The organism is Streptomyces sp. NPDC002446 (assembly GCF_053595675.1).
Map to the genome: position 1 here is coordinate 1 of NZ_JBSFYC010000040.1, position 19832 is coordinate 19832.

Below are 19832 nucleotides of genomic sequence, written 5' to 3' on the forward strand. Positions count from 1 at the left end.
TGGGACGTAAAGCGAAGCAGTCCCACACCCCTACCCCGGAGGACCGTCACCGGCAGCCGAACAGCCCCGCGCAGCGGCAACGCCCGCCGCAGGCGCAACGGCGGGGAACCCGAAAACGTCGGCCCAGGCAAAGCGCAGCGGAAGGGCCCGCCGCAGGCGCAACGGCGAGAAACAACCACGGCGGGACAGCCAAAAACGTGGGAGTCAAGCCAAGCGCAGCGGAAGGGACGGAACATCCCCCCGCTCAAAGCCGAACGTCTGGGCGTAGAGGGAGAGTTCCGCCTCCACCGCGCGGATGATGGTGTCCGCCCGCCGGAACCCGTGCCCCTCGCCGCGGAAGGCGAGGTACACGTGCGGGGTGCCGCGCCCGGCGACCGCGGCGAGGAAGCGTTCGCACTGGGCGGGCGGGCAGATCACGTCGTCCAGGCCCTGGAGCAGCAGGAACGGCGCGGCGATCCGGTCCGCGCGGTGCAGCGGCGAGCGCTCGCGGTAGCGGTCGGGGACCTCGGCGAGCGGGCCGACCAGTGACTCCAGGTACTGCGACTCGAAGTCATGGGTCTCGCCGTCGGCCCAGCCGGTGAGGTCCAGGATCGGATAGCTGATGGTGCCGCAGGCGTAGAGGTCGGTGCTGGTCAGCGAGGCGGCGGTGGTCCAGCCGCCGGCGCTGCCGCCGCGGATGGCCAGCCGGGCGCGGTCGGCGGTGCCCTCGTCGGCGAGCGCGCGGGCGACGGCGGCGCAGTCCTCGACGTCCACCACGCCCCACTGGCCGCGCAGCCGCTCGCGGTAGGCGCGGCCGTAGCCCGTCGAGCCGCCGTAGTTGACCTCGGCGACGCCGATGCCCCGGGAGGTGAAGTAGGCGATCTCCAGGTCCAGCACCAGCGGGGCACGGCCGGTGGGGCCGCCGTGCGCCCAGACCACGAAGGGCGGCAGCTCGCCGTCGGGGGCGGTGTGGTCGGGGCTGTGCGGCGGATGGATGTGGGCGTGGATGTCCCGCCCGTCGGGGCCGGTGAAGGTGCGGCTCTGCGGCCGGGGGTAGTAGGCCGGGTCGAGTGCGTCGACGTGCCGGCAGGCGATCGCCCGGGCCCGTCCGGTGCAGGCGTCCAGCTCGACGAGCTCGTACGAGCTGTGCGGACCGGCCGCGATGCCGATGACGCGGCTGCCCTGCACGGCGAGGGTGGGCGCCCACTCGGTCCACGGGCCCGCCGTGTCGACGAGGTCGCCGGTGACCGGGTCGAGGATGCCGAGGGTGGCCGTGCCCCGGCCGTGGATCACCGCGAGGGTGCCGTTGTCCAGGGGCAGGAACCAGCGCTCTCCGACGTTCCACAGCGGGCCGCCGAACTCCTCCTCGCGGGAGGGGCACAGCGCGCGGCTCGCGACCGCGCCGTCGTCGGGGTCGATGCGCTGCAGTTCCCACCAGCCGCTGCGGTCCGAGACGAACAGCAGCGAGCCGTCGTCGGCCCACTCGATCTGTGCGACGGACTCGCCGCCGGCGCCGGTGCCGAGGTCGCCGACGAGCGGCCGGACGTCCGCGAACTCGCCGGTGCCGGTGATCCGGGCGACCATCGCCACCGTGCCGTCCCAGGGCATCCGGGGGTGGTCCCAGGCGATCCAGGCGGCCCGCCGCCCGTCCGGGGAGATCCGCGGACCGGTGACGAAGCGGTTCCGGTCGTCGCTCAACTCCCGTACGCCGGAGCGGTGTTCGGCCGCGGAGCCGTCGAGCGGCACGGCCGCGATCACCCTGCGCACATCCGTCGGCCGCTCGCCGGTGAACTCCTCCAGGACGCACCACACCTCGCCGAGCTCCGGGCGCAGCACCGGATCGACCCAGCGCAGCCCGCCGCCGACGCCGGAGAGCGGGGTGAGCGGGCGCGGGTCGGCGCCGCCGTCCGACTCGTAGGCGTACAGCCGCTGGTCGGCGAAGTGGCTGAAGACGACCAGCGGGCCGCGGTCGGTGACCGTGCCGGCCCAGGGCTGGCCGCCGTACTCCAGTACCCGGCTGCGGACGTTCCAGGGGGCGGGCAGTACCGACTGCTCGGTGCCGTCCGGCCGGCGGCGGACCAGTGCCCGCCGGCCGCCCTCGCCGGGCCGTGGTTCCGTCCACCACACCTCGTCGCCGACCGCGCCGACGAAGGCCGGCCGGCCGTCGTGCGCGGCGACCGTCCGGGCGTCTATCGGGGAGGCCCAGGCGCCATAGGGGGCGGTGGTCACCATGCAGCAGTTCCTCTCGTCCAGCGGTCGGGCGGGCCCCGGCCGGTCAGGCCGCGCGCAGGAAGTGGTCGAGCACCCGGACTCCGAAGTGCAGGCCCTCGACCGGCACCCGCTCGTCCACGCCGTGGAAGAGCGCCTGGTAGTCGAAGCCTTCGGGCAGCTTGAGCGGCGAGAAGCCGTAGCCGGTGATGCCCAGTCGGGAGAACTGCTTGGCGTCCGTGCCGCCGGACATGCAGTACGGGACGACATGGCCGTCCGGGTCGAAGCGCTCGATCGCGGTGCGCATCGCGGCGTAGGTCGGGGAGTCGACCGGGGCCTGGAGTGCGACCTCACCGTGGTGGTACTCCCAGCTCACGTCGGGCCCGGTCAGCTCGTCCATGGTCGTACGGAACTCCGCCTCGCCGCCGGGGACGACCCGGCCGTCCACGTAGGCGACGGCGGAACCCGGGATCACGTTGACCTTGTAACCGGCCGTCAGCATCGTGGGGTTGGCGCTGTTGCGGACGGTGGGTTCGACCAGCTTGGCCGACGGGCCGAGTTCGGCCAGCAGCGCGTCGACGTCGAGGCGGGGGGAGGTGACGTCCACGTCGACGGCGTGCAGTGCGGCGAGTTCGGCGAGCGCGGCGCGTACGGTCGGGGTGAGCCGGACCGGCCACTCGTGGGCGCCGATCCGGGCCACGGCGGCGGCGATCCGGGTGACGGCGTTGTCGGGGTTGACCTTCGAGCCGTGGCCGGCGCGGCCGTGGGCGGTCAGCTTCAGCCAGGCCGTACCGCGCTCACCGGCCGCGATCGGGTAGAGCTGCAGTCCGCCGCCGGCGTGGAAGGTGAACGCCCCGGACTCGCTGATGCCTTCGGTGCAGCCGGCGAAGAGGTCGGCGTGCCGGTCGGCCAGGAAGCCCGATCCGTCGGCGGCGCTGGCCTCCTCGTCGGCGGTGAAGGCCAGCACGATGTCGCGCCGCGGCCGCACTCCGGTGCGCGCCCACTGCCGTACGGTGGCGAGCACCATCGCGTCCATGTTCTTCATGTCGATGGCGCCCCGGCCCCAGACCACACCGTCGCGGACCTCCCCGGAGAAGGGGTGGACGCTCCAGTCGGCGGGCTCGGCGGGCACCACGTCCAGGTGGCCGTGGACCAGCAGGGCGTCGGCGGCGGGGTCGGTGCCCTCGATGCGCGCCACCACGTTGGTACGGCCCTTGCTGCGCTCCAGCAGCGTCGGCTCCAGCCCGGCCTCGGCCAGCCGCTCGGCGACGTACTCGGCGGCCGGGCGTTCCCGGCATGCGCCGTCGCCCGCGTTGCCGGTGTCGATCCGGATCAGCTCCGAGGTGAAGCGCACGACCTCGTCCAGCGCCTGCTGATCGACGCCGGGGGCGTGCTCGGCTACGGGCTCCGCGAGCATCTCGACCTCAGCCATACTCTTCCTCCACGGCCGACGACACCACGGTGGTGACCGTCTTGAAGCACCTGATGGCTTCGTACATGTTCTGACTGGTATACGCGACGCGGCGTTCCCCGCTGCGCTCCACGCCGGGCACACAGGTCGCGGCGCCCACCAGATGCTCGGCGTCGAACTCCAGCTCGAAGCGGAACGGCCCGCGCCGGACCGGTTCGTGGCGCACGGCGAGCGCGGCGCCCTTGGCCGCCGCGGACCGGATGTCGGCCGCCGTACGGGCCGGTGGCCGGCAGACCGCCGCATAGCGCGAGACATAGTCCTTGACGGCCACCCCGGGCGCGTGCGGGGCGTAGCCCAGTGCGTCCTGGCAGGTGCGGTCGTCGCCGGTGACCAGCACCACCGGCACGCCGTACTCGGCGACCACGAGGGAGTTCAGATGCCCCTCGCTCGCCCGGGTGCCGTCGACCCAGACGCCGGTGAGCGTGTTGGCGAGGTAGGTGTGGGCGAGGACGCCCTCGGTGCCGGCTCCGGTGTGGTAGCCGACGAAGGCGATGCCGTCGACGTCGCCGTGCTGGACGCCCTCGACCATGCTCAGCGACTTGTGCTTGCCGGTGAGCATCTGGGCGCGCTCGTCGAGCTGTTCCAGCAGCAGGTTGCGCATCGACCAGTGGGCCTCGTTGATGAGGACCTCGTCGGCGCCGCCGTCGAAGAATCCGGCGACCGCCGCGTTCACGTCGGAGGTGAACATACGGCGGCAGCGCTCCCACTGAGGCGTGCCGGGCAGCACGTCGGCGGGCCAGGTCACGCCGGTGGCGCCCTCCATGTCGGCGGAGATGAGGATCTTCACATTCACCAGTCCTATCGCAGCTGGGAGGCGGTACGCACGGTTCCTGACAGCACTCGTTCACCACGGTTTCCAGCGGGCCGGCCGGACTCCCCACCCTAACCAGGCCCTTGGGGGTGACGCCCCGTCCAGCACCTTCCAGGGCCGCCCAGTTGGCCGCAAGACCGCGGCACCGGTGGCGCGGAAGCCGCGGAATGCTCGCGCGACGCAGCAACCCACACAGTTTCTGTCGCAAAGCGGAACGCCTTCAGCCAGAATGCGAACGGAGTTCCGACGGACTTCTGTCAGCTGCCGACGGCACTTGCCCGGTGCGGTAGAACATCCCGGACCGGCCTCCCACATGATGAGACAGAGGCAGAACGATGAGCAAAGCACTCAACGGCGTCTGGTTAGCGCAGTCCGGTGACGCACGGGCCGACGGCGACGGCGACGGAAATCAGCTCGCGATCCTCACCGAACTGGTCACGCAATCACTTTGCGATCGCAATCCGAGCTTCCGGGAATGCCTGGAGAACGGGGCCCGTACGCAGGTCACCCGACTGATCGAGGACGTCCTGCGCGGCGGCCGCCCGCTGCCCGAGACGGTGCGCGCGGTCATGCTGCGGACCGGCACCGACATCCACCTCGTGGCATCCGCGCTGGGCGACTGCCTCGTCAGCGCACCCGGCGAGGCGCCGGGCCTGCTGATCCCCGGCCCGCTCGCCGAGGACCCCGGCGGGCGGGCCCGGCTCAAGGGCGTACTGCGCCATCGCGCCGCCGCGGTCGGCCACGCGGTGCCGGCACACGACGCCGCCACCTCCGTGCGCTCCGCGACCCGCCTGCTGGCGCTGGCGGCCCCGTACGACGGACCCGACGCCGGAGTGATGTTCGTCGACGACCACCTCTCCTCCCTCGTCCTCCTGCAGGACGAGTCGCTGGCCCGCACGCTCATCGCGCGCCGCCTGAGCCCGCTGGCGGGCCTGTCCCCGGAGCGGTGCGAACGCCTGGAGGCCACCCTGCTGGCGTGGCTGGGCGGTATGGGCGCCCCCGAGGTGGCCAAGGCGCTCAGCATCCATCCGCAGACGGTGCGCTACCGGATGCGCCAGCTGGAGAAGCTCTTCGGTGCCCGGCTCCGGGACCCGCGGACCCGCTTCGAGATCGAGATGGCGCTCCGCAGCCGCCGGCTGATGGCCGGCGCCCACCGCCGCCGCGCGGCCGTGGCCCGCCGCCGGGCGGCCGGCGGGGCCCGCCGCGCCCTGCCCCGGCGGTAGCCGCCCGCCGAGGGCCCGCGCTCGCCCCCGGTTCCGTCCGGTTGCGAATCTCACACCCGCCCCCACCCCCGCAAATCCGGACAATCCACCCCAGGTGCCCGAGGCCGCCGCGTCGCCGCCCCGTATCGTCCCCCTTCATGCACGGAACACGCATATCGACCTGCACGCGCCGCGGGCTGGCCGCGCTCGTGGCTGCCGGGTCGCTGCTCACGGTGCTCACCACGGCGACCCCGGCCTCGGCCGGCACCGCCAGCACACCCGTGGACGGCGCCAAGGTCGTATGCACCTCGCAGAAGCCGGGTCTGGCCCCCGTCCTGTCGCAGGACATCGCCGACGCCCTCGACCGCCACAAGGCCGCGTCCGCGCTGGCCGTCTACGACCGGCGCACCGGGACCCGCTGCGAGTTCCGCTCCGGTACGCACTTCGACTCGGCGAGCGTGGTGAAGGTCACCGTGCTCGGGGCGCTGCTGCGGCAGGCCGAGGAGGCCCACCGCAAGCTCACCCCGCGCGAGGTCCGGCTGACCACCGCCATGATCACCAAGTCGGACAACGCCGCGACCTCGGCGCTGTGGCGCCAGATACGCCCCGCCGGGGTCAAGCGCTTCCTGACCCTGGCCGGAATGCGGCACACCGTCCCGGGCCGGGACGGAGCCTGGGGCCTCACCCAGGTCACCGCCGCCGACCAGCTCGCCCTGATGCAACTGCTCACGACGGACGGCCCGGTGCTCACCCGGGCCTCCCGCGGCTATGCGCTCGACCTGATGCACCGGGTCGCCCCCGACCAGCGCTGGGGAGTCCCCGCCGGCGCACCGGCCACCGCCACCGTCCACGTCAAGAACGGCTGGCTGCCGCGCAAGACCGACGGCTGGCGGGTCAACAGCGTCGGCACCTTCAACGGCGGCGCCCACGACTACGGCATGGCGGTCCTCACCACCGGGAACCACGCCATGCGCGACGGGGTGGCCGCCGTGGAGAGCGCGGCCCGCGTCATACACCGCGACCTGCTGCGCTGACGGACCGCCGCCCAGCGCCCCCGGCCCCGGCGGTACGACTAAGCACTCCCCCGAGTGACCGACACCGCGATCACCCCCGCGCGCGGGGCCGCCGGCGGTATCAACGCCGCATGATCAAGGCAGACCTCACGGGAGTTCCCGAAACGGCGTTGTGGACCCTCTATCACCGGGCCACCGAGGCCGCCCGCCCCGACACGGTGCTGCCCGACCCCCGCGCCGTACAGCTCGTCGCCGAAGTCGACTTCCCCTTCCGGGAGCGGCTGGGCGCCGCCCGCCCCTGGGTGGCGCAGGCGATCGCCCTGCGCGCCCTCGGATTCGACCGCGTGGTGGCCGAGTTCCTCGCCGCCCACCCGGACGGCACCGTGATCGCACTCGGCGAGGGCCTGGAGACCCAGTTCTGGCGGGTGGACAACGGCCGCGCCCGGTGGGTGACCGTCGACCTCACCGACCCGCTGGCGCTGCGCGAGCGGGTACTGCCGCACGGCTCGCGCCAGCGCCTCGTCGCCTGCGACGTCCGCGACAGCCAGTGGACGGCGGGCATCGACGCCTCACGGGGGGTCCTGGTGACCGCGCAGGGCCTGATGATGTACCTCCAGCCCGCCCAGGTGACCCAGCTGATCGCCGCCTGCGCCGGCGCCTTTCCCGGCGGCACGCTGGTGTTCGACTCCGTCTCGCGGCGCTTCAGCAACCGCACCCGCACCGGCGGGAAGGGGCCGGGCGGCCATCGTCTGCCCCCGATGGCCTGGGGCATGGACGCACACGAACGGGACCGGCTCCGTGCGGCCCATCCCGCCATCAGCGAAGTGTCCGACGTGCCGCTCCCCTCGGGCCGCGGCGTCCTCGGCTATCTCGCACCCCGCGCCGCGGCGCTGCCCCTGCTCCGCGGCGACCGGCCGCTCATCACCCGGCTGCGGTTCGGGGCCGGCCTGCCCCGGCAGGAGACGCCCGTCCTGCGGTAGGGCGCGGCTCGTCACCGTCTCTGCGGACCAGGGCGGGCGGTCGGGACGCCGCCCAGGAGGCGCGCGGTCAGTCCTCGTGGCCCAACTGGAGGTCGCGTTCGGTGCGTCCGCCGCCCGCCACCCGCAGGACGGTGGCCATCGGCGGGTACCCGGCGGCGATCACGGTGTATTCACCGGCCGACATGTCCACGAAGCGGAACAGTCCGTCGGCTCCGGTGGTCGCGGTGTCGACGACGTTGCCGGCGGCGTCCAGGAGGGTCACCCGGGCGTCCTCGACGGGACGGCCGCCGCCGGTCCGTACGGTCCCGCGCAGCACCGCGCCGCCGGCGAGTTCGATGTCCTGGCGGGTCTCGCGGGACGCCTGGACGGTGACCGGCAGCGCGGCCGGCCGGTACGCCGGGGAGCTGGCGGCGAGGGTGTACTCACCGGCCACCAACTCGCCGATGACATAGCCCCCTTCGCGCCCGGAGCGGGTGGTCGCGACGACCTCGCCGCGCACGTCGGTGAGGGTGACCATGGCGTCGCGTACGGGGGTGCCGTCGGCGGTGGTGACGGCGCCGGCCAGGCGTCCGGCACCGCCGAGCACCACGTCCAGCTCGACCGGCCGCTCGCCGACGGTGACGCTGACGGCCTGCGGCTGGTGCCCGCCGGCGGCCGCGATCAGCACATACGAGCCGGCGCCCGGGGTCCCCAGCGCATACCGCCCGTCGTCGCCGGTGGCGCCGCGGCCGACCTGCCGGCCGGTGACGTCGATGAGGGTGAGCGCGGCGCGCGGCACGATGGAGCCGTCGTGGTGCTGGACGGTTCCGCACACCGGGACGCCGGAGTGCCCGGTGGCGGGGTAGGCGCGGGGCCAGGCGTAAGCGGGCGCGGGGCCGGGCGGCTTGGCGACCGTCGCGTCCGCGGCGGAGCGGGCCGGCGGAACGGCGGCGGAGGCGGCCGCGTACGGCGCATGCGGGGTCGAGGAGGCCTGCGGGGCAGGAGAGGCGTGGGACACCAGCGGTTTCCCTTTCAGGAAGAAGGCGAGCACAAGGCCCAGGAAGAGCACCGGCACGAGGTAGCAGAAGATCCCCGGCATGGTGTGCGCATGGGCGGCGACATGGGTGTCGCGCAGCGGGGCGGGCAGCGCGCGCAGCAGCTGCGGGGTGATCGACTCCGGGTCGGGCAGCCGGCCCGGCCGCGGCAGCCGGTCGCCGAGCCCGGCGGCCAGCCGGTCGATGAGTACGGTGCCGAAGAGGGCGGCGGCGACACCGGCGCCGGTCTGCCGGAGGCCGCGGTCGGCGGCCACGGTGGCGGGACCACGGCCGCGGACACCGGCCCGTACGGCGAGTGCCAGCACCGGCAGGACGAGGCCGGTGCCGATGCCGAGGACGCCCGCCCAGAAGCTGTAGACCTCGGGGGCGGTGCCCGGCCGCATCCGCGACAGCAGCCACATCGCCTCCGCCGCCAGCGCACAGCCGAGAACGGGGAAGATCTTGTGGTGGCCGGTGCGGCTGATGAGCCCGCCGGAGACGAGGCAGGCAACCACCGTGCCGCCCGTCGCCGGCAGCATCAGCAGCCCGGATCCGGTGGCCGAGGCGCCGTCGGCGGGCTGCGAGAGGGCCGGCAGGTAGCTGGCGACGCCGAAGAGGGCGATACCGGCGACGGCCCCGGTCAGACCGGCGACGCTGCCGACCGGGGCGCGCAACAGCCGTAGCGGGACCGGTGGTTCGGCGGCGAAGTACTCGACGGTGCGGAGCAGCAGGGCGGAGCCGAGCGCGCCGGCGCCGAGGCCGAGGACGACCCGCGAGTCCCAGGCGTACTCCGTACCGGCCCAACCGGCCAGCAGGAACAGGCACAGGGCGCATCCGGCGAACAGCAGCACCCCGGCGAGGTCCGGTCCGCGGCGGCGGGCGGGCCGGGGCAGCCGGAGGGCGAAGGCGATGACCGGGAGCGCCAGGGTCCCGAAGGGGACGTTGAGGGCGAAGCACCAGCGCCAGGAGGCGTGGTCGGCGCAGAGGCCGCCGATCAGCGGCCCGGCGATGCAGCCGAGTCCGAGGGCGGCGCCGGCCAGGCCCAGGTATCGGGCGCGGGCGCGGGGCGGTACGACGTCGGCGATGACCGCCCGCGCGCCGATCACGAGCCCGCCGCCCCCGACGCCCTGTACCGCCCGGAAGGCGAGGAGTTCGTCCATGCTGCGCGACCAGCCGGCGAGCGCCGAGCCGGCGGTGAAGACGAGGACCGCGAGGAGGACGGCGGTCTTGCGGCCGAAGAGATCGCCGAGCCGGCCGTGGAGCGGCAGACCGAGGGCCGCCGCGAGGAGGCAGGAGGTCACCGGCCAGGAGGTCACCGGCCAGGACGACCCGGCCGGGCCGTGCAGCGCACCGGCGATCTCCGGGAGGGCAGTGGCGACGAGGGTCTGGCTGAACGCCGTGAGCAGCAGCATCAGCGTCAGGGCGGCGAAGACCGTGCGGACGCGGCGGGGGCCGAGCGGCACCGGCGCCGAGCCGCCCGGCCCCCCGGCCGGGTCGCCGGTGACCGGCGCCGTGGCCGCGCCGGGTGCGGGCGCATCGGGCCGCCCGGCCCGCCCGCCCAGGGTGGTCCCGCCCACGTGCTGCTCCCCTCGTCACGCCTGCTGCCGCCCAATTTCTCGCATTGGGCGACAACAGCCATCAAGCGCGGCGAAAGGGTGCGGGCGGGGCGGGATCGGACGTCAAGTACGTTGCCCCGGGCGCCCATTGGGCTCCTATCAGGGCTTTCCGTACGGAAGCGATCCGGCGAGCGGGAGACTTCGGCTCGCCGGAATCCACCCGAACCGGTGAGTGTGGCGACACACGCTCAGGGTGACGGAAGTGATGGGAGATCACTCCACCACGGAAGGGCGCGGTCACTTCTCCATACGGGCGGCGAGCTTGGCGAGGATGGCGTCGTAGATCCGGCCGAGACCCTTGGGCGCGAAGGTCCGCTCGAAGAAGCCGCCGATACCACCGGCACCCTGCCAGGTGGTGGTGACGACGACCTTGGCCCGCTTCTCGCCGGCCGGGGTGACGACCCATGTCGTCACCATCGAGGAGTTGCGGTCTTTCTCCACGAGCTGGCCGTCGGTCGGCTCATCGACCTCCAGCAGACAGTCGCGCACCCGCTTGCTCGTGGCCTGGAGCTTCCAGTGGACGAGGGTGCCCTTGCCGTCGCCGCCCTCGCGGACCTCGTACTCGCTGAAGTGCTCGGGCAGCAGCTGCTGGCGCGTGCCGCTGTAGTCGGCGAGCGCGTCGAACACGTCCTCCGGGTCCGCCGCGATCTCGCGCTGCGTGGTGGCCTCGACCTGACCCATGTGTGTCTTCCTCCAGTAGTCGGCTGCCGGTCCTGCGATGCGCCGCCAAGCCAACCACCACTGGGCGGCGCGCCCAAATCCGGGGGGACGGACCACAAGGGAACACTTGTTCTATTATTGCGACGGGGGCTCGGCAGCACGCAGAAGGAGGCCCGATGCGCTGGGACAATCTGAGCGAAAGCCGCTCCGCGCTGTTCGGCACGGACGTCGTCAGCCGCACGATCGACACCCCCGAGTTCCGCGGGATCACCTTCCACGAGGTGCGCGCCCGCTCGATCGTCAACCGCGTCCCGGGCGCCTCCCGGATGCCGTTCGAGTGGACCGTGAACCCCTACCGCGGCTGCAGCCACGCCTGCGTCTACTGCTTCGCACGCAAGACGCACGGCTACCTCGACCTGGACACCGGGCTCGACTTCGACTCGCAGATCGTCGTGAAGGTCAACGCCCCGGAACTGCTCCGCCGTGAGCTGGCCGGGCGCCGCTGGCGCGGTGACCACATAGCCATGGGCACGAACGTCGACTGCTACCAGCGCGCCGAGGGCCGCTACGGCCTGATGCCCGGCATCATCGAGGCGCTGCGCGACTACGCCAACCCCTTCTCGATACTCACCAAAGGCACGCTGATCCTGCGCGATCTGCCGCTGCTGCGGCAGGCCGCCGAGGTCACCGACGTCGGCATCTCGGTCTCCGTCGGCTTCCTGGACCGCGAGCTGTGGCGCACGGTCGAGCCCGGCACGCCCGCCCCGGAGCGCCGGCTGGACGTGGTGCGCACGCTCACCGGGCACGGCATCCCGTGCGGAGTGCTGATGGCGCCGGTGATCCCCTTCCTGGGGGACGCGCCGGAGCAGCTGCGCGCCACGGTCCGGGCCATCGCACAGGCCGGCGCCGGGTCCGTCACCCCGCTCGTCCTGCATCTGCGGCCCGGCGCCCGCGAATGGTTCATGGCCTGGCTGGCGCACCACCACCCGCATCTCGTACGGCGCTACGAGACGATGTACGCGGACGGCGCCTACGCCCCCAAGTGGTACCAGCGCCGGATCACCCGGCAGGTCCATGAACTCGCCGCCGAGTACGGCATCGGCCCGGCCCGTCCGGGCCAGCACCGCCGGATCCCGCCACCGGCCCCGGACCCCGCCCCGGCCCCGACGGCCGACACCCCTTCCGAACCGACACAGCTGACGCTGCTGTGAGCCCGGTTCGCTCCCGAGCCGCTGCTTTCCGAGTCGCCTGAGCCTGAGCCGCTTCCCATTCGCCTGCTTCCGCGCGGCTTTCCTTCCGAGCCGCTTGCGCGCGGGTCGTTCCTACCCGGCCGCTTGCGCGCGGCCCGCCCCTACCCGGCCGCTTCCGCGCTGAGGCTGGTTGCGCGGTCTCACGCGGAGGCGGCCGGGACCGCCTCCAGCGCCCGTGCCAAGCGGTTGCGCGCCTCCGTCTGGGCGGCGATCCGCCCGTCGATGGCGGCGAGCCGCTCACGGGCGATGCGCAGGCCCTCGGGGGACGGCGGGGCGGTGGTCATGTCCCCGTCCAGGCAGGGTGTGAAGCACCGGACGTCGGCGAGGGTCAGCCCGGCCGCCAGCAGATGCCGTATGTTGCGCACCCGCACGGCCGCGCGCTCGTCGTATTCGCGATAGCCGTTCGCCGCCCGCTCCGAGGAGATCAGTCCCTCACGCTCGTAATGACGCAGCGCACGCGCCGACGCTCCCGTGATCTCCGCCAGCTCACCGATCCGCACCGGTACGCCTCCCGTCCCCCGTTCGCCGCCGCCGACATCAGCCAGCCGCGCTTGCTCAGGAAGTGAACTCCTCGCGCCGGCGGTTGGTTCCCGCGATCAGCCCACCACCGCTCCCCCGTCCACCGGGAGAACCACCCCGGTCACGAACGACGCGGCCGGTGCGGCGAGCCGGGTGACCGCCCAGGCCACCTCCTCGGGGCGGCCGACCCGCCCCACAGGGGTGTGCTCGATCTGCCACTTCCGTACGGCCGCCCGCTGCTCCGCGGACCATCCCTGGTGCACCGCGATCGGGGTGTCGATCGCGCCGGGGGCGACCGCGACGACCCGTACGCCGCGCGGCGCGAGCTCCACCGCCCAGCTGCGGGTGAGGAGTTCGAGGCCCGTCTTGGTCGCCGCGTAGACCGAGTTGCCCGGCCAACCGCGCTGCCCGACCGAGGTGCTGATGTTGACCACGACGCCGCCGCTGCGTTCCAGGTGGGGCACCGCTTCCTGGGTCAGCAATACGGGCGCCACGAGGTTCGTCGCGAGCAGCGGCGCCATCTGCTCCTTGGTGAAGGTGCCGAGCGCCCCGCTGCCCACCACTGCCGCGTTGTTGACCAGGACGTCCAGCCGGCCGTAGGTCTCGACGACGTGGCGCACGATGTCCTCGGGTGCGCCGTCCGCCGTGACGTCCGCGACGTACGGAACGATCTCGCCGCCGCCGGCTCCGGCACCCGTCGCCGTCTGCGCCGCCGTCTCCGCCAGCGGCTCGGCCCGGCGCCCCACCGCCAGCACGCGCGCGCCCTCCGCCGCGAACGCGCGGGCGGTCGCGCGCCCGATCCCCGTCCCGGCCCCGGTGACGACCACGACCCTGCTGTCCGTACCGGGCGCAGCGGGCCCGGTGTGCGTTGTGTGTGTCATGCCGCGAGTCTCGAACCCTGACACCTGCGGCAAGGTCAAGCGGATGTCCCGGGGCCCCCGGAGCTCCCCCGGAAATCACCCGGAAATCACCCGGAATTCCCTTCGGTGATCCCGTGCCCGGCCTCCTACCCTCTCCGGCACGGACCGCCCGGCGGACGGGCCGACGGCAAGGCCGACGGCAAGGCCGACAGGTGGAGGGAATCGCCCCGGGTGCCGAGGAGTTGCCCGCGGCCCGTACGGCACGCGCGCGGGCGAGCGGGTTCCGCACGCTGTACCTGTGGGTGGTACGCGGCAACACCCTCGCCCAGCACTTCTACGAGCGGGCCGGTTTTGTACCGGACGGGGCGGAGGAGGCGTACGAGGTGGGCGGCCGCAGCGTCCCCGAGCTGCGCTACCGGCGCCCGCTGACGCCGGGCCCTGAGGTGTCGGGACCGGAGGTGCCGGGGTGAGAGTCACCGATAGCGGAGGCACCGGGTTCGGAGCCTCCCGCGTCCGACCCCCCGTCCGGCCCCCCGTCCGGGCCCCCGGCCGGGCCTGCATCGCCGTCGCTGCCCCGCCCCTCCCCCTCGGACCCGCCGCCCGCCGCCTCCTCGTGAACCCCCAGCCGGGCCAGCGACGCCGCCGCCGCGGCGGCCAGGCGGGGGTGGGCGACGGCGGCGGTCAGCGTGGGTACGGCGCGCCGGTCGCCCAGGGCGCCCAGGCCCTCGACGCAGGCGAGCGCCACCCGCCAGTAGGGGTTGTGCGGGGTCAGCAGCCGCTCCAGGGTCGCGATCAGCGCCGGTACGGACTGCGGGGCGCGGAGCTCGGCGAGCAGCCGGACCGGATGCAGTGCGTAGGCGGTGCGCAGCGGGTTGGTGGCGAGCGCGGCCGCGGCGCGGGCGGTACGCGGGTCGCCGAGCCGGCTCAGGGCGTGCGCGGCGGTGGCGCAGCGCACCGGGTCGCGGTAGTTCAGCAGCAGTACGAGCGTCTCGAAGGCGCGCTTGTCCCCGGCGCAGCCGAGGATGAAGGCGGCGATCTCCCGGGCCCACAGGGGACGTTCCACCGCGACCAGCATCCGGGCCAGTTCCTCCCGCCCGGCGGGGGTGTTCTTGCGGGCCAGCCCGAGCAGGCGCTCGTAGGCGACCAGATCCTGCGGGGAGCGGAGTTCGGCCCGCACCCGGTCCGTCAACTCGTGGAATTCGTCTTCCATTTGCCGCTTCCCTCCCGCCGGGCCATGCCGGGTCGACGACGTGGCCTGCACCACAGCCTAATGACCCGCATTACCCCTGGCGCTCTGGTTACCCACCGGTTAACCTTCTGGCACGAGCAGCACCACTGCTCAGGCGGCCTGGTGACGCAGCCGCCACAGAGTGAAGTCGGTTCGGCACCGCACAGCACGACACCAGTACGGAGCACACGGCACGGCCCCGGGACAGGGCCCGCCGCGCCTCCCGCACCGCCGGCGCTGCCAGCAGCGCGCTGCGGCCTTCGCGGCCTTCGCCGCTTCTTTGCCGTCGCGTATCGCTATGCCTGGCGTCCGCGCGGACACCCCTCAGTCGTCACTTCTCCCCTGCCCCCAGGGGAACACCCTCAGGAGTCTCGCGATGGACCCTCAGTCCACCCCTGATCTCTCAACCGAAGCCTCCCAACTGTCCCTTGCCACCGTGGCCGTCGTCGGTCTGGGGACCATGGGCACCGGTATCGCCGAGGTGCTGACCCGCGCCGGCCGTGAGGTCATCGGCATCGACACCGACGAAGCCGCGGCCCGGCAGGCCGTCACCGCGCTCGAAGCCGCCACCGCCCGCGCGGTGCGGCGCGAGCGGATCACCGAGCGGGAGCGCCAGGACGTCCTGGCCCGCTTCCGCACCTTCACCGATCTGCAGGCCGCCGCGGACGCCGACCTCGTCATCGAGGTGGTGCCCGAGGACTACGAGCTCAAGCGGCAGGTCTTCGCCGGGCTGGACGCCGTGGTGCGTCCGGACGCCATCCTGGCCACCGGCACCAACGCGCTGTCCGTGACGCGGCTGGCCGCCGACTCCCAGCGCCCCGAGCGGGTGCTCGGCGTGCACTTCTTCAACCCCGCACCGGCCATGAAGCTGGTCGAGGTGGTCTCCTCGGTGCTCACCGCGCCGGCCGCGGTCGCGGCCGTCACCCAGCTCGCCCGCGACCTGGGCAAGGACCCGATCTCGGTCGGCGACCGGCCCGGTTTCGTCGCCGACGGCCTGCTCTTCGGCTACCTGAACCAGGCAGCGGCGATGTACGAGTCCAAGTACGCGACCCGTGAGGACATCGACGCCGCCATGCGGCTCGGCTGCGGCCTGCCGATGGGCCCGCTCGCGCTGCTCGACCTGATCGGCGTGGACACCGCCCGTACGGTCCTGGAAGCGATGTACGCCGAGTCCGGCGACCGGCTGCACGCCCCCGCGCCGGTCCTGGGCCAGCTGGCCGAGGCGGGGCTGACCGGCCGCAAGGCGGGGCGCGGCTTCTACACGTACGAGGCGCCGGGCAGCCCCACGGTGGTGGCCGACGCCGAGACCCCGGCGGCGGCTGGCGGGGACGCCGCCGGACGCCCGGTCTCCAGCGTCGGCGTGGCCGGTTCCGGGACGATGGCGAGCGGTATCGCCGAGGTCTTCGCCAAGGCCGGCTTCAAGGTCGTGCTGGCCGCCCGCAGCCTGGAGAAGGCCGAGAAGGCCAAGGCCAGGATCGCCAAGTCGCTGGGCCGTTCCGTGGACAAGGGCAGGCTGACCGCCGAGGCCCGGGACGCCGCGCTGGCTGCGGTCACCCCGGCCGGCTCGCTCGACGCGTTCGCGGACGTGGACCTGGCGGTCGAGGCGGTGGCCGAGGACCTGGCCGTCAAGCAGCAGCTGTTCAAGGCGCTGGACAAGGTCTGCAAGCCGGGCGCCGTCCTGGCCACCACGACCTCCTCGCTGCCCGTCGTGGCCTGCGCCCGCGCGACCTCGCGCCCGCAGGACGTCATCGGGATGCACTTCTTCAACCCGGCGCCGGCGATGAAGCTGGTCGAGGTCGTGCGTACGGTCCTGACGGCGGACGACGTGCACGCCACGGTGCGCGAGGTGTGCACCAAGGTCCGCAAGCACGCGGTGGACTGCGGCGACCGGGCCGGCTTCATCGTGAACGCGCTGCTGTTCCCGTACCTGAACAACGCGATCAAGATGGTCCAGGAGCACTACGCGAGCCTGGACGACATCGACGCCGCCATGAAGCTCGGCGGCGGCTACCCGATGGGCCCGTTCGAACTCCTCGACGTGGTCGGCCTGGACGTGTCCCTGGCCATCGAGAAGGTCCTGTACGCCGAGTTCCGCGACCCGGGGCTCGCCCCCGCGCCGCTGCTCGAGCACCTCGTCGCCGCGGGCTGCCTCGGCCGCAAGACCGGCCGCGGCTTCCGTGAGTACGCCCGGCGCTGACGCGTGGCGCCGCCCCCGCCCGGCAGGGGGAGGCTGGGGTGGACTGCTGGAACCCGACGGCGGTCCACCCCCGCTCACAAGGGCGGAGGCGGCACCTCATGCCGCAGGTCGCGTAAATATGCAGTACCGTCCCCACATGTCCCAGCCCGCTCGCACGCAGCCCTCCGACGCCCCCGACACCAGCACTCCCGGCACTCGCCGCGCGGCCGCACAACGGCTCAAGATGCGCCGCGAATTGTCGGCGGCGGCCATGGAGCTGTTCGCGACCAAGGGCTACGAGGCGACCACCGTCGACGAGATCGCGGCCGCCGCGGGCGTCGCCCGGCGTACGTTCTTCCGCCACTTCCGTTCGAAGGAAGAGGCGATCTTCCCCGACCACGACGACACCCTCGTGCGCGCCGAGGCCGTCCTGGACGCCGCCCCGCCGCACGAGAACCCCCTCGACACGGTCTGCCGCGGCATCAAGGAGGTCATGCGGATGTACGCGGCCTCCCCGGCCGTGTCGGTGGCCCGTTACCGCCTGACCCGCGAGGTACCCACCCTCCGGGAGGCCGAGATCGCCTCGGTGGCCCGCTACGAGCGGCTGTTCACCCGCTACCTGCTCGGCCACTTCGACGAGGGCGCCCATCGCGAGGGCGACGACGACCCGCTGCTCGCCGAGGTCGCCGCGTCCGCCGTGGTGACCGCGCACAACCACGTCCTGCGCCGCTGGCTGCGGGCCGGCGCGGAGGGCGATGTCGAGGCCCAGCTGGACCACGCCTTCGAGATCGTCCGCGAGACCTTCGGTGCCGGCATCGGCGCCGGCCGCACCGCCACGGGGGAGCAGCCCCCGGCGGCCGTCTCACGGGAGGGCGAGGTCCTGGTCGCGGTGGCCCGCACGGACGCCCCGCTGGACGAGGTCATGCGCACCATCCGCAAGGCGATCAAGGACCGCAAGTAGTCCGCGGCGGTCTGACGGACGGGCGCCGGCCCGGCCCGTGACCCGAATGGCCTAATCACCACCCCGTACACGCTGTGTGCGGGGATAATTCCGCTGCGTTAACATCCTGCCGCCGATCGGGCGATCTGTTGCTCATGCGTGCCACCCGGATGACATCTGAGAGAAATTCTTGGCACTCAGTGTCTTGTCGACTGGCACGCGGTGTCATACGTTGAGGGTGTCCGGGCGGCCGGCGCGCAGAGATCCATCGCGCGCCGGCTGTCCCACCAGCCCCACGCGGCTGTCCGCCCGGACGCCTGCGTCACAGGCAACCTCCCAGCTCCGGCTGGGTTTCGCGCACACCAGCGCTGCCCGGCACCGCGGCCGGCGCCTCTGCACCCCAGCAGAGACGGCGGAAGCGGCGCCACCCCGGCCGAACCGACGGCACCACCTCCGCTCCACCCCCGACGTTCCCTCAAGCCGTTTCCCTCAACGGTTCCCCAAGCTCTCCACCTCGGTCGAGCAGGGGAGGCCCCAACCGCCGGAGGCACCCCGTGAACGAAATCCTGGACGCAATCCTCGCGCCTGACAGCACCAGCGCCGACTTCGCCGCGCTGCCCCTCCCCGAGTCCTACCGCGCGGTGACCGTGCACAAGGACGAGGCCGACATGTTCGCCGGCCTGCCCAGCCGGGAGAAGGACCCCCGCAAGTCGCTGCACATCGAAGACGTGCCGGTCCCCGAGCTCGGGCCCGGCGAGGCGCTGGTGGCCGTGATGGCCTCCTCCGTGAACTACAACTCGGTGTGGACCTCGATCTTCGAGCCGATGTCGACGTTCGGGTTCCTGGAGCGCTACGGCCGCCTCTCCGAGCTCACCAAGCGGCACGACCTGCCGTACCACGTCATCGGGTCCGACCTGGCCGGCGTGGTGCTGCGCACCGGGCCCGGCGTCAACGCCTGGAACCCCGGCGACGAGGTCGTGGCGCACTGCCTGTCCGTCGAGCTGGAGTCCTCCGACGGCCACAACGACACCATGCTCGACCCCGAGCAGCGCATCTGGGGCTTCGAGACCAACTTCGGCGGCCTGGCCGAGATCGCGCTGGTCAAGTCCAACCAGCTGATGCCCAAGCCCCGGCATCTGAGCTGGGAGGAGGCGGCGGCGCCCGGTCTGGTCAACTCGACCGCCTACCGCCAGCTGGTCTCGCAGAACGGCGCGGCGATGAAGCAGGGCGACAACGTCCTGATCTGGGGCGCGAGCGGCGGGCTCGGCTCGTACGCCACCCAGTTCGCGCTGGCCGGCGGGGCCAACCCGATCTGTGTCGTCTCCAGCGACCAGAAGGCGGAGATCTGCCGGAAGATGGGCGCCGAGGCGATCATCGACCGCAACGCCGAGGGCTACAAGTTCTGGAAGGACGAGCACAACCAGGACCCGAGGGAGTGGAAGCGCTTCGGGAAGCGGATCCGGGAACTGACCGGCGGCGAGGACGTGGACATCGTCTTCGAGCACCCGGGCCGGGAGACCTTCGGCGCGTCCGTGTACGTCACCCGTAAGGGCGGCACCATCGTGACCTGCGCCTCGACCTCCGGCTACCAGCACGAGTACGACAACCGCTACCTGTGGATGTCGCTGAAGCGGATCATCGGCTCGCACTTCGCCAACTACCGCGAGGCGTGGGAGGCCAACCGGCTGATCGCCAAGGGGAAGATCCACCCGACGCTGTCGAAGACGTACACCCTGGAAGAGACCGGGCAGGCGGCCTACGACGTGCACCGCAACCTGCACCAGGGCAAGGTCGGCGTGCTGGCGCTGGCGCCCGAGGAGGGTATGGGTGTGCGTGACGAGGAAATGCGCGCCAAGCACCTGGACGCCATCAACCGGTTCCGGAACGTCTGAGGCATCTCGGACGT

16 protein-coding genes are annotated in these 19832 nt (G+C 73.0%); 8 read left to right on the plus strand and 8 right to left on the minus strand.

Features of this window, described 5'->3' with window-relative positions; all coding sequences use genetic code 11:
* Positions 1-204 precede the first annotated feature (204 nt).
* The 3 genes from ACWD6P_RS22370 to ACWD6P_RS22380 are packed head-to-tail and all read right to left on the minus strand — an operon-like array spanning position 205 to position 4445.
* Positions 205-2211 carry a prolyl oligopeptidase family serine peptidase gene (locus tag ACWD6P_RS22370; RefSeq protein WP_451445901.1) on the minus strand — a complete coding sequence of 669 codons (2007 nt, stop codon included), beginning with the start codon at positions 2209-2211 and terminating at the stop codon, positions 205-207.
* A 43-nt stretch (positions 2212-2254) separates the two neighbouring features.
* The gene (locus ACWD6P_RS22375) at positions 2255-3619 is read right to left on the minus strand and encodes a M20/M25/M40 family metallo-hydrolase (protein ID WP_451445902.1); all 1365 of its coding nucleotides are present in this window, start codon (positions 3617-3619) and stop codon (positions 2255-2257) included.
* The gene (locus tag ACWD6P_RS22380) at positions 3612-4445 is read right to left on the minus strand and encodes a M55 family metallopeptidase (RefSeq protein ID WP_451445954.1); all 834 of its coding nucleotides are present in this window, start codon (positions 4443-4445) and stop codon (positions 3612-3614) included. The genes ACWD6P_RS22375 and ACWD6P_RS22380 overlap by 8 nt, the downstream gene beginning before the upstream one ends.
* Before the next feature lie 359 nt (positions 4446-4804).
* On the opposite strand from ACWD6P_RS22380, the gene ACWD6P_RS22385 reads away from it, so the two are divergent.
* The 3 genes from ACWD6P_RS22385 (at position 4805) to ACWD6P_RS22395 (ending at position 7664) form a co-directional block, all read left to right on the plus strand.
* Positions 4805-5692 carry a PucR family transcriptional regulator gene (locus tag ACWD6P_RS22385; RefSeq protein WP_451445903.1) on the plus strand — a complete coding sequence of 296 codons (888 nt, stop codon included), beginning with the start codon at positions 4805-4807 and terminating at the stop codon, positions 5690-5692.
* Between the two features lie 137 nt (positions 5693-5829).
* Positions 5830-6705 (plus strand): serine hydrolase, encoded by an 876-nt coding sequence (locus ACWD6P_RS22390; protein ID WP_451445904.1) that lies wholly within the window; start codon positions 5830-5832, stop codon positions 6703-6705.
* Positions 6706-6815: 110 nt separating this feature from the next.
* The gene (locus ACWD6P_RS22395) at positions 6816-7664 is read left to right on the plus strand and encodes a class I SAM-dependent methyltransferase (RefSeq protein WP_451445905.1); all 849 of its coding nucleotides are present in this window, start codon (positions 6816-6818) and stop codon (positions 7662-7664) included.
* Between the two features lie 67 nt (positions 7665-7731).
* Here the strand turns inward: ACWD6P_RS22395 and ACWD6P_RS22400 are convergent, their stop codons facing one another.
* Entirely contained in the window at positions 7732-10254 is a 2523-nt protein-coding gene (locus tag ACWD6P_RS22400; RefSeq protein WP_451445906.1) for an MFS transporter, read from the minus strand.
* Positions 10255-10530: 276 nt separating this feature from the next.
* A complete protein-coding gene (locus ACWD6P_RS22405) occupies positions 10531-10974 on the minus strand; it encodes an SRPBCC family protein (protein ID WP_451445907.1) in 444 nt (147 codons plus the stop codon).
* Between the two features lie 155 nt (positions 10975-11129).
* Here ACWD6P_RS22405 and ACWD6P_RS22410 point away from each other — a divergent pair, with 155 nt between their 5' ends.
* Positions 11130-12164 carry an Rv2578c family radical SAM protein gene (locus ACWD6P_RS22410; RefSeq protein WP_451445908.1) on the plus strand — a complete coding sequence of 345 codons (1035 nt, stop codon included), beginning with the start codon at positions 11130-11132 and terminating at the stop codon, positions 12162-12164.
* A gap of 179 nt (positions 12165-12343) precedes the next feature.
* On the opposite strand, the gene ACWD6P_RS22415 is transcribed toward ACWD6P_RS22410, so the two are convergent.
* Together ACWD6P_RS22415 and ACWD6P_RS22420 are read right to left on the minus strand one after the other, a co-directional pair.
* The gene (locus ACWD6P_RS22415) at positions 12344-12703 is read right to left on the minus strand and encodes a MerR family transcriptional regulator (RefSeq protein WP_451445909.1); all 360 of its coding nucleotides are present in this window, start codon (positions 12701-12703) and stop codon (positions 12344-12346) included.
* A gap of 96 nt (positions 12704-12799) precedes the next feature.
* Positions 12800-13603 carry an SDR family NAD(P)-dependent oxidoreductase gene (locus ACWD6P_RS22420; RefSeq protein WP_451445910.1) on the minus strand — a complete coding sequence of 268 codons (804 nt, stop codon included), beginning with the start codon at positions 13601-13603 and terminating at the stop codon, positions 12800-12802.
* Between the two features lie 191 nt (positions 13604-13794).
* Between ACWD6P_RS22420 and ACWD6P_RS22425 the strand changes: the two genes are divergently transcribed.
* Entirely contained in the window at positions 13795-14052 is a 258-nt protein-coding gene (locus ACWD6P_RS22425; RefSeq protein ID WP_451445911.1) for a GNAT family N-acetyltransferase, read from the plus strand.
* Here ACWD6P_RS22425 and ACWD6P_RS22430 read toward each other — a convergent pair.
* Positions 13995-14792, minus strand: a complete 798-nt coding sequence (locus ACWD6P_RS22430; RefSeq protein WP_451445912.1) for a HEAT repeat domain-containing protein — start codon at positions 14790-14792, stop codon at positions 13995-13997. The genes ACWD6P_RS22425 and ACWD6P_RS22430 overlap by 58 nt on opposite strands.
* Before the next feature lie 394 nt (positions 14793-15186).
* Between ACWD6P_RS22430 and ACWD6P_RS22435 the strand changes: the two genes are divergently transcribed.
* The 3 genes from ACWD6P_RS22435 to ccrA all read left to right on the plus strand — a co-directional run bounded on the left by ACWD6P_RS22435 (position 15187) and on the right by ccrA (position 19818).
* A complete protein-coding gene (locus tag ACWD6P_RS22435) occupies positions 15187-17007 on the plus strand; it encodes a 3-hydroxyacyl-CoA dehydrogenase family protein (protein ID WP_451445913.1) in 1821 nt (606 codons plus the stop codon).
* 136 nt (positions 17008-17143) lie between these two features.
* On the plus strand, positions 17144-17947 hold the full coding sequence (locus ACWD6P_RS22440) for a TetR family transcriptional regulator (protein WP_451445914.1): 804 nt from the start codon (positions 17144-17146) through the stop codon (positions 17945-17947).
* 533 nt (positions 17948-18480) lie between these two features.
* Complete coding sequence (ccrA, locus tag ACWD6P_RS22445; RefSeq protein WP_451445915.1) at positions 18481-19818, plus strand: crotonyl-CoA carboxylase/reductase; 1338 nt, start codon at positions 18481-18483, stop codon at positions 19816-19818.
* Positions 19819-19832 lie beyond the last annotated feature (14 nt).

Excerpts from the sequence above, each read along its gene's own strand:
- ACWD6P_RS22410 (WP_451445908.1), top strand. The coding sequence starts at position 11,130 with ATGCGCTGGGACAATCTGAGCGAAAGCCGCTCCGCGCTGTTCGGCACG.
- ACWD6P_RS22435 (WP_451445913.1), top strand. The coding sequence starts at position 15,187 with ATGGACCCTCAGTCCACCCCTGATCTCTCAACCGAAGCCTCCCAACTG.
- ACWD6P_RS22390 (WP_451445904.1), top strand. The coding sequence starts at position 5,830 with ATGCACGGAACACGCATATCGACCTGCACGCGCCGCGGGCTGGCCGCG.
- ACWD6P_RS22440 (WP_451445914.1), top strand. The coding sequence starts at position 17,144 with ATGTCCCAGCCCGCTCGCACGCAGCCCTCCGACGCCCCCGACACCAGC.
- ACWD6P_RS22370 (WP_451445901.1), bottom strand. The coding sequence starts at position 2,211 with ATGGTGACCACCGCCCCCTATGGCGCCTGGGCCTCCCCGATAGACGCC.
- ACWD6P_RS22385 (WP_451445903.1), top strand. The coding sequence starts at position 4,805 with ATGAGCAAAGCACTCAACGGCGTCTGGTTAGCGCAGTCCGGTGACGCA.
- ACWD6P_RS22430 (WP_451445912.1), bottom strand. The coding sequence starts at position 14,792 with ATGGAAGACGAATTCCACGAGTTGACGGACCGGGTGCGGGCCGAACTC.
- ACWD6P_RS22420 (WP_451445910.1), bottom strand. The coding sequence starts at position 13,603 with ATGACACACACAACGCACACCGGGCCCGCTGCGCCCGGTACGGACAGC.
- ACWD6P_RS22375 (WP_451445902.1), bottom strand. The coding sequence starts at position 3,619 with ATGGCTGAGGTCGAGATGCTCGCGGAGCCCGTAGCCGAGCACGCCCCC.
- ACWD6P_RS22405 (WP_451445907.1), bottom strand. The coding sequence starts at position 10,974 with ATGGGTCAGGTCGAGGCCACCACGCAGCGCGAGATCGCGGCGGACCCG.
- ACWD6P_RS22395 (WP_451445905.1), top strand. The coding sequence starts at position 6,816 with ATGATCAAGGCAGACCTCACGGGAGTTCCCGAAACGGCGTTGTGGACC.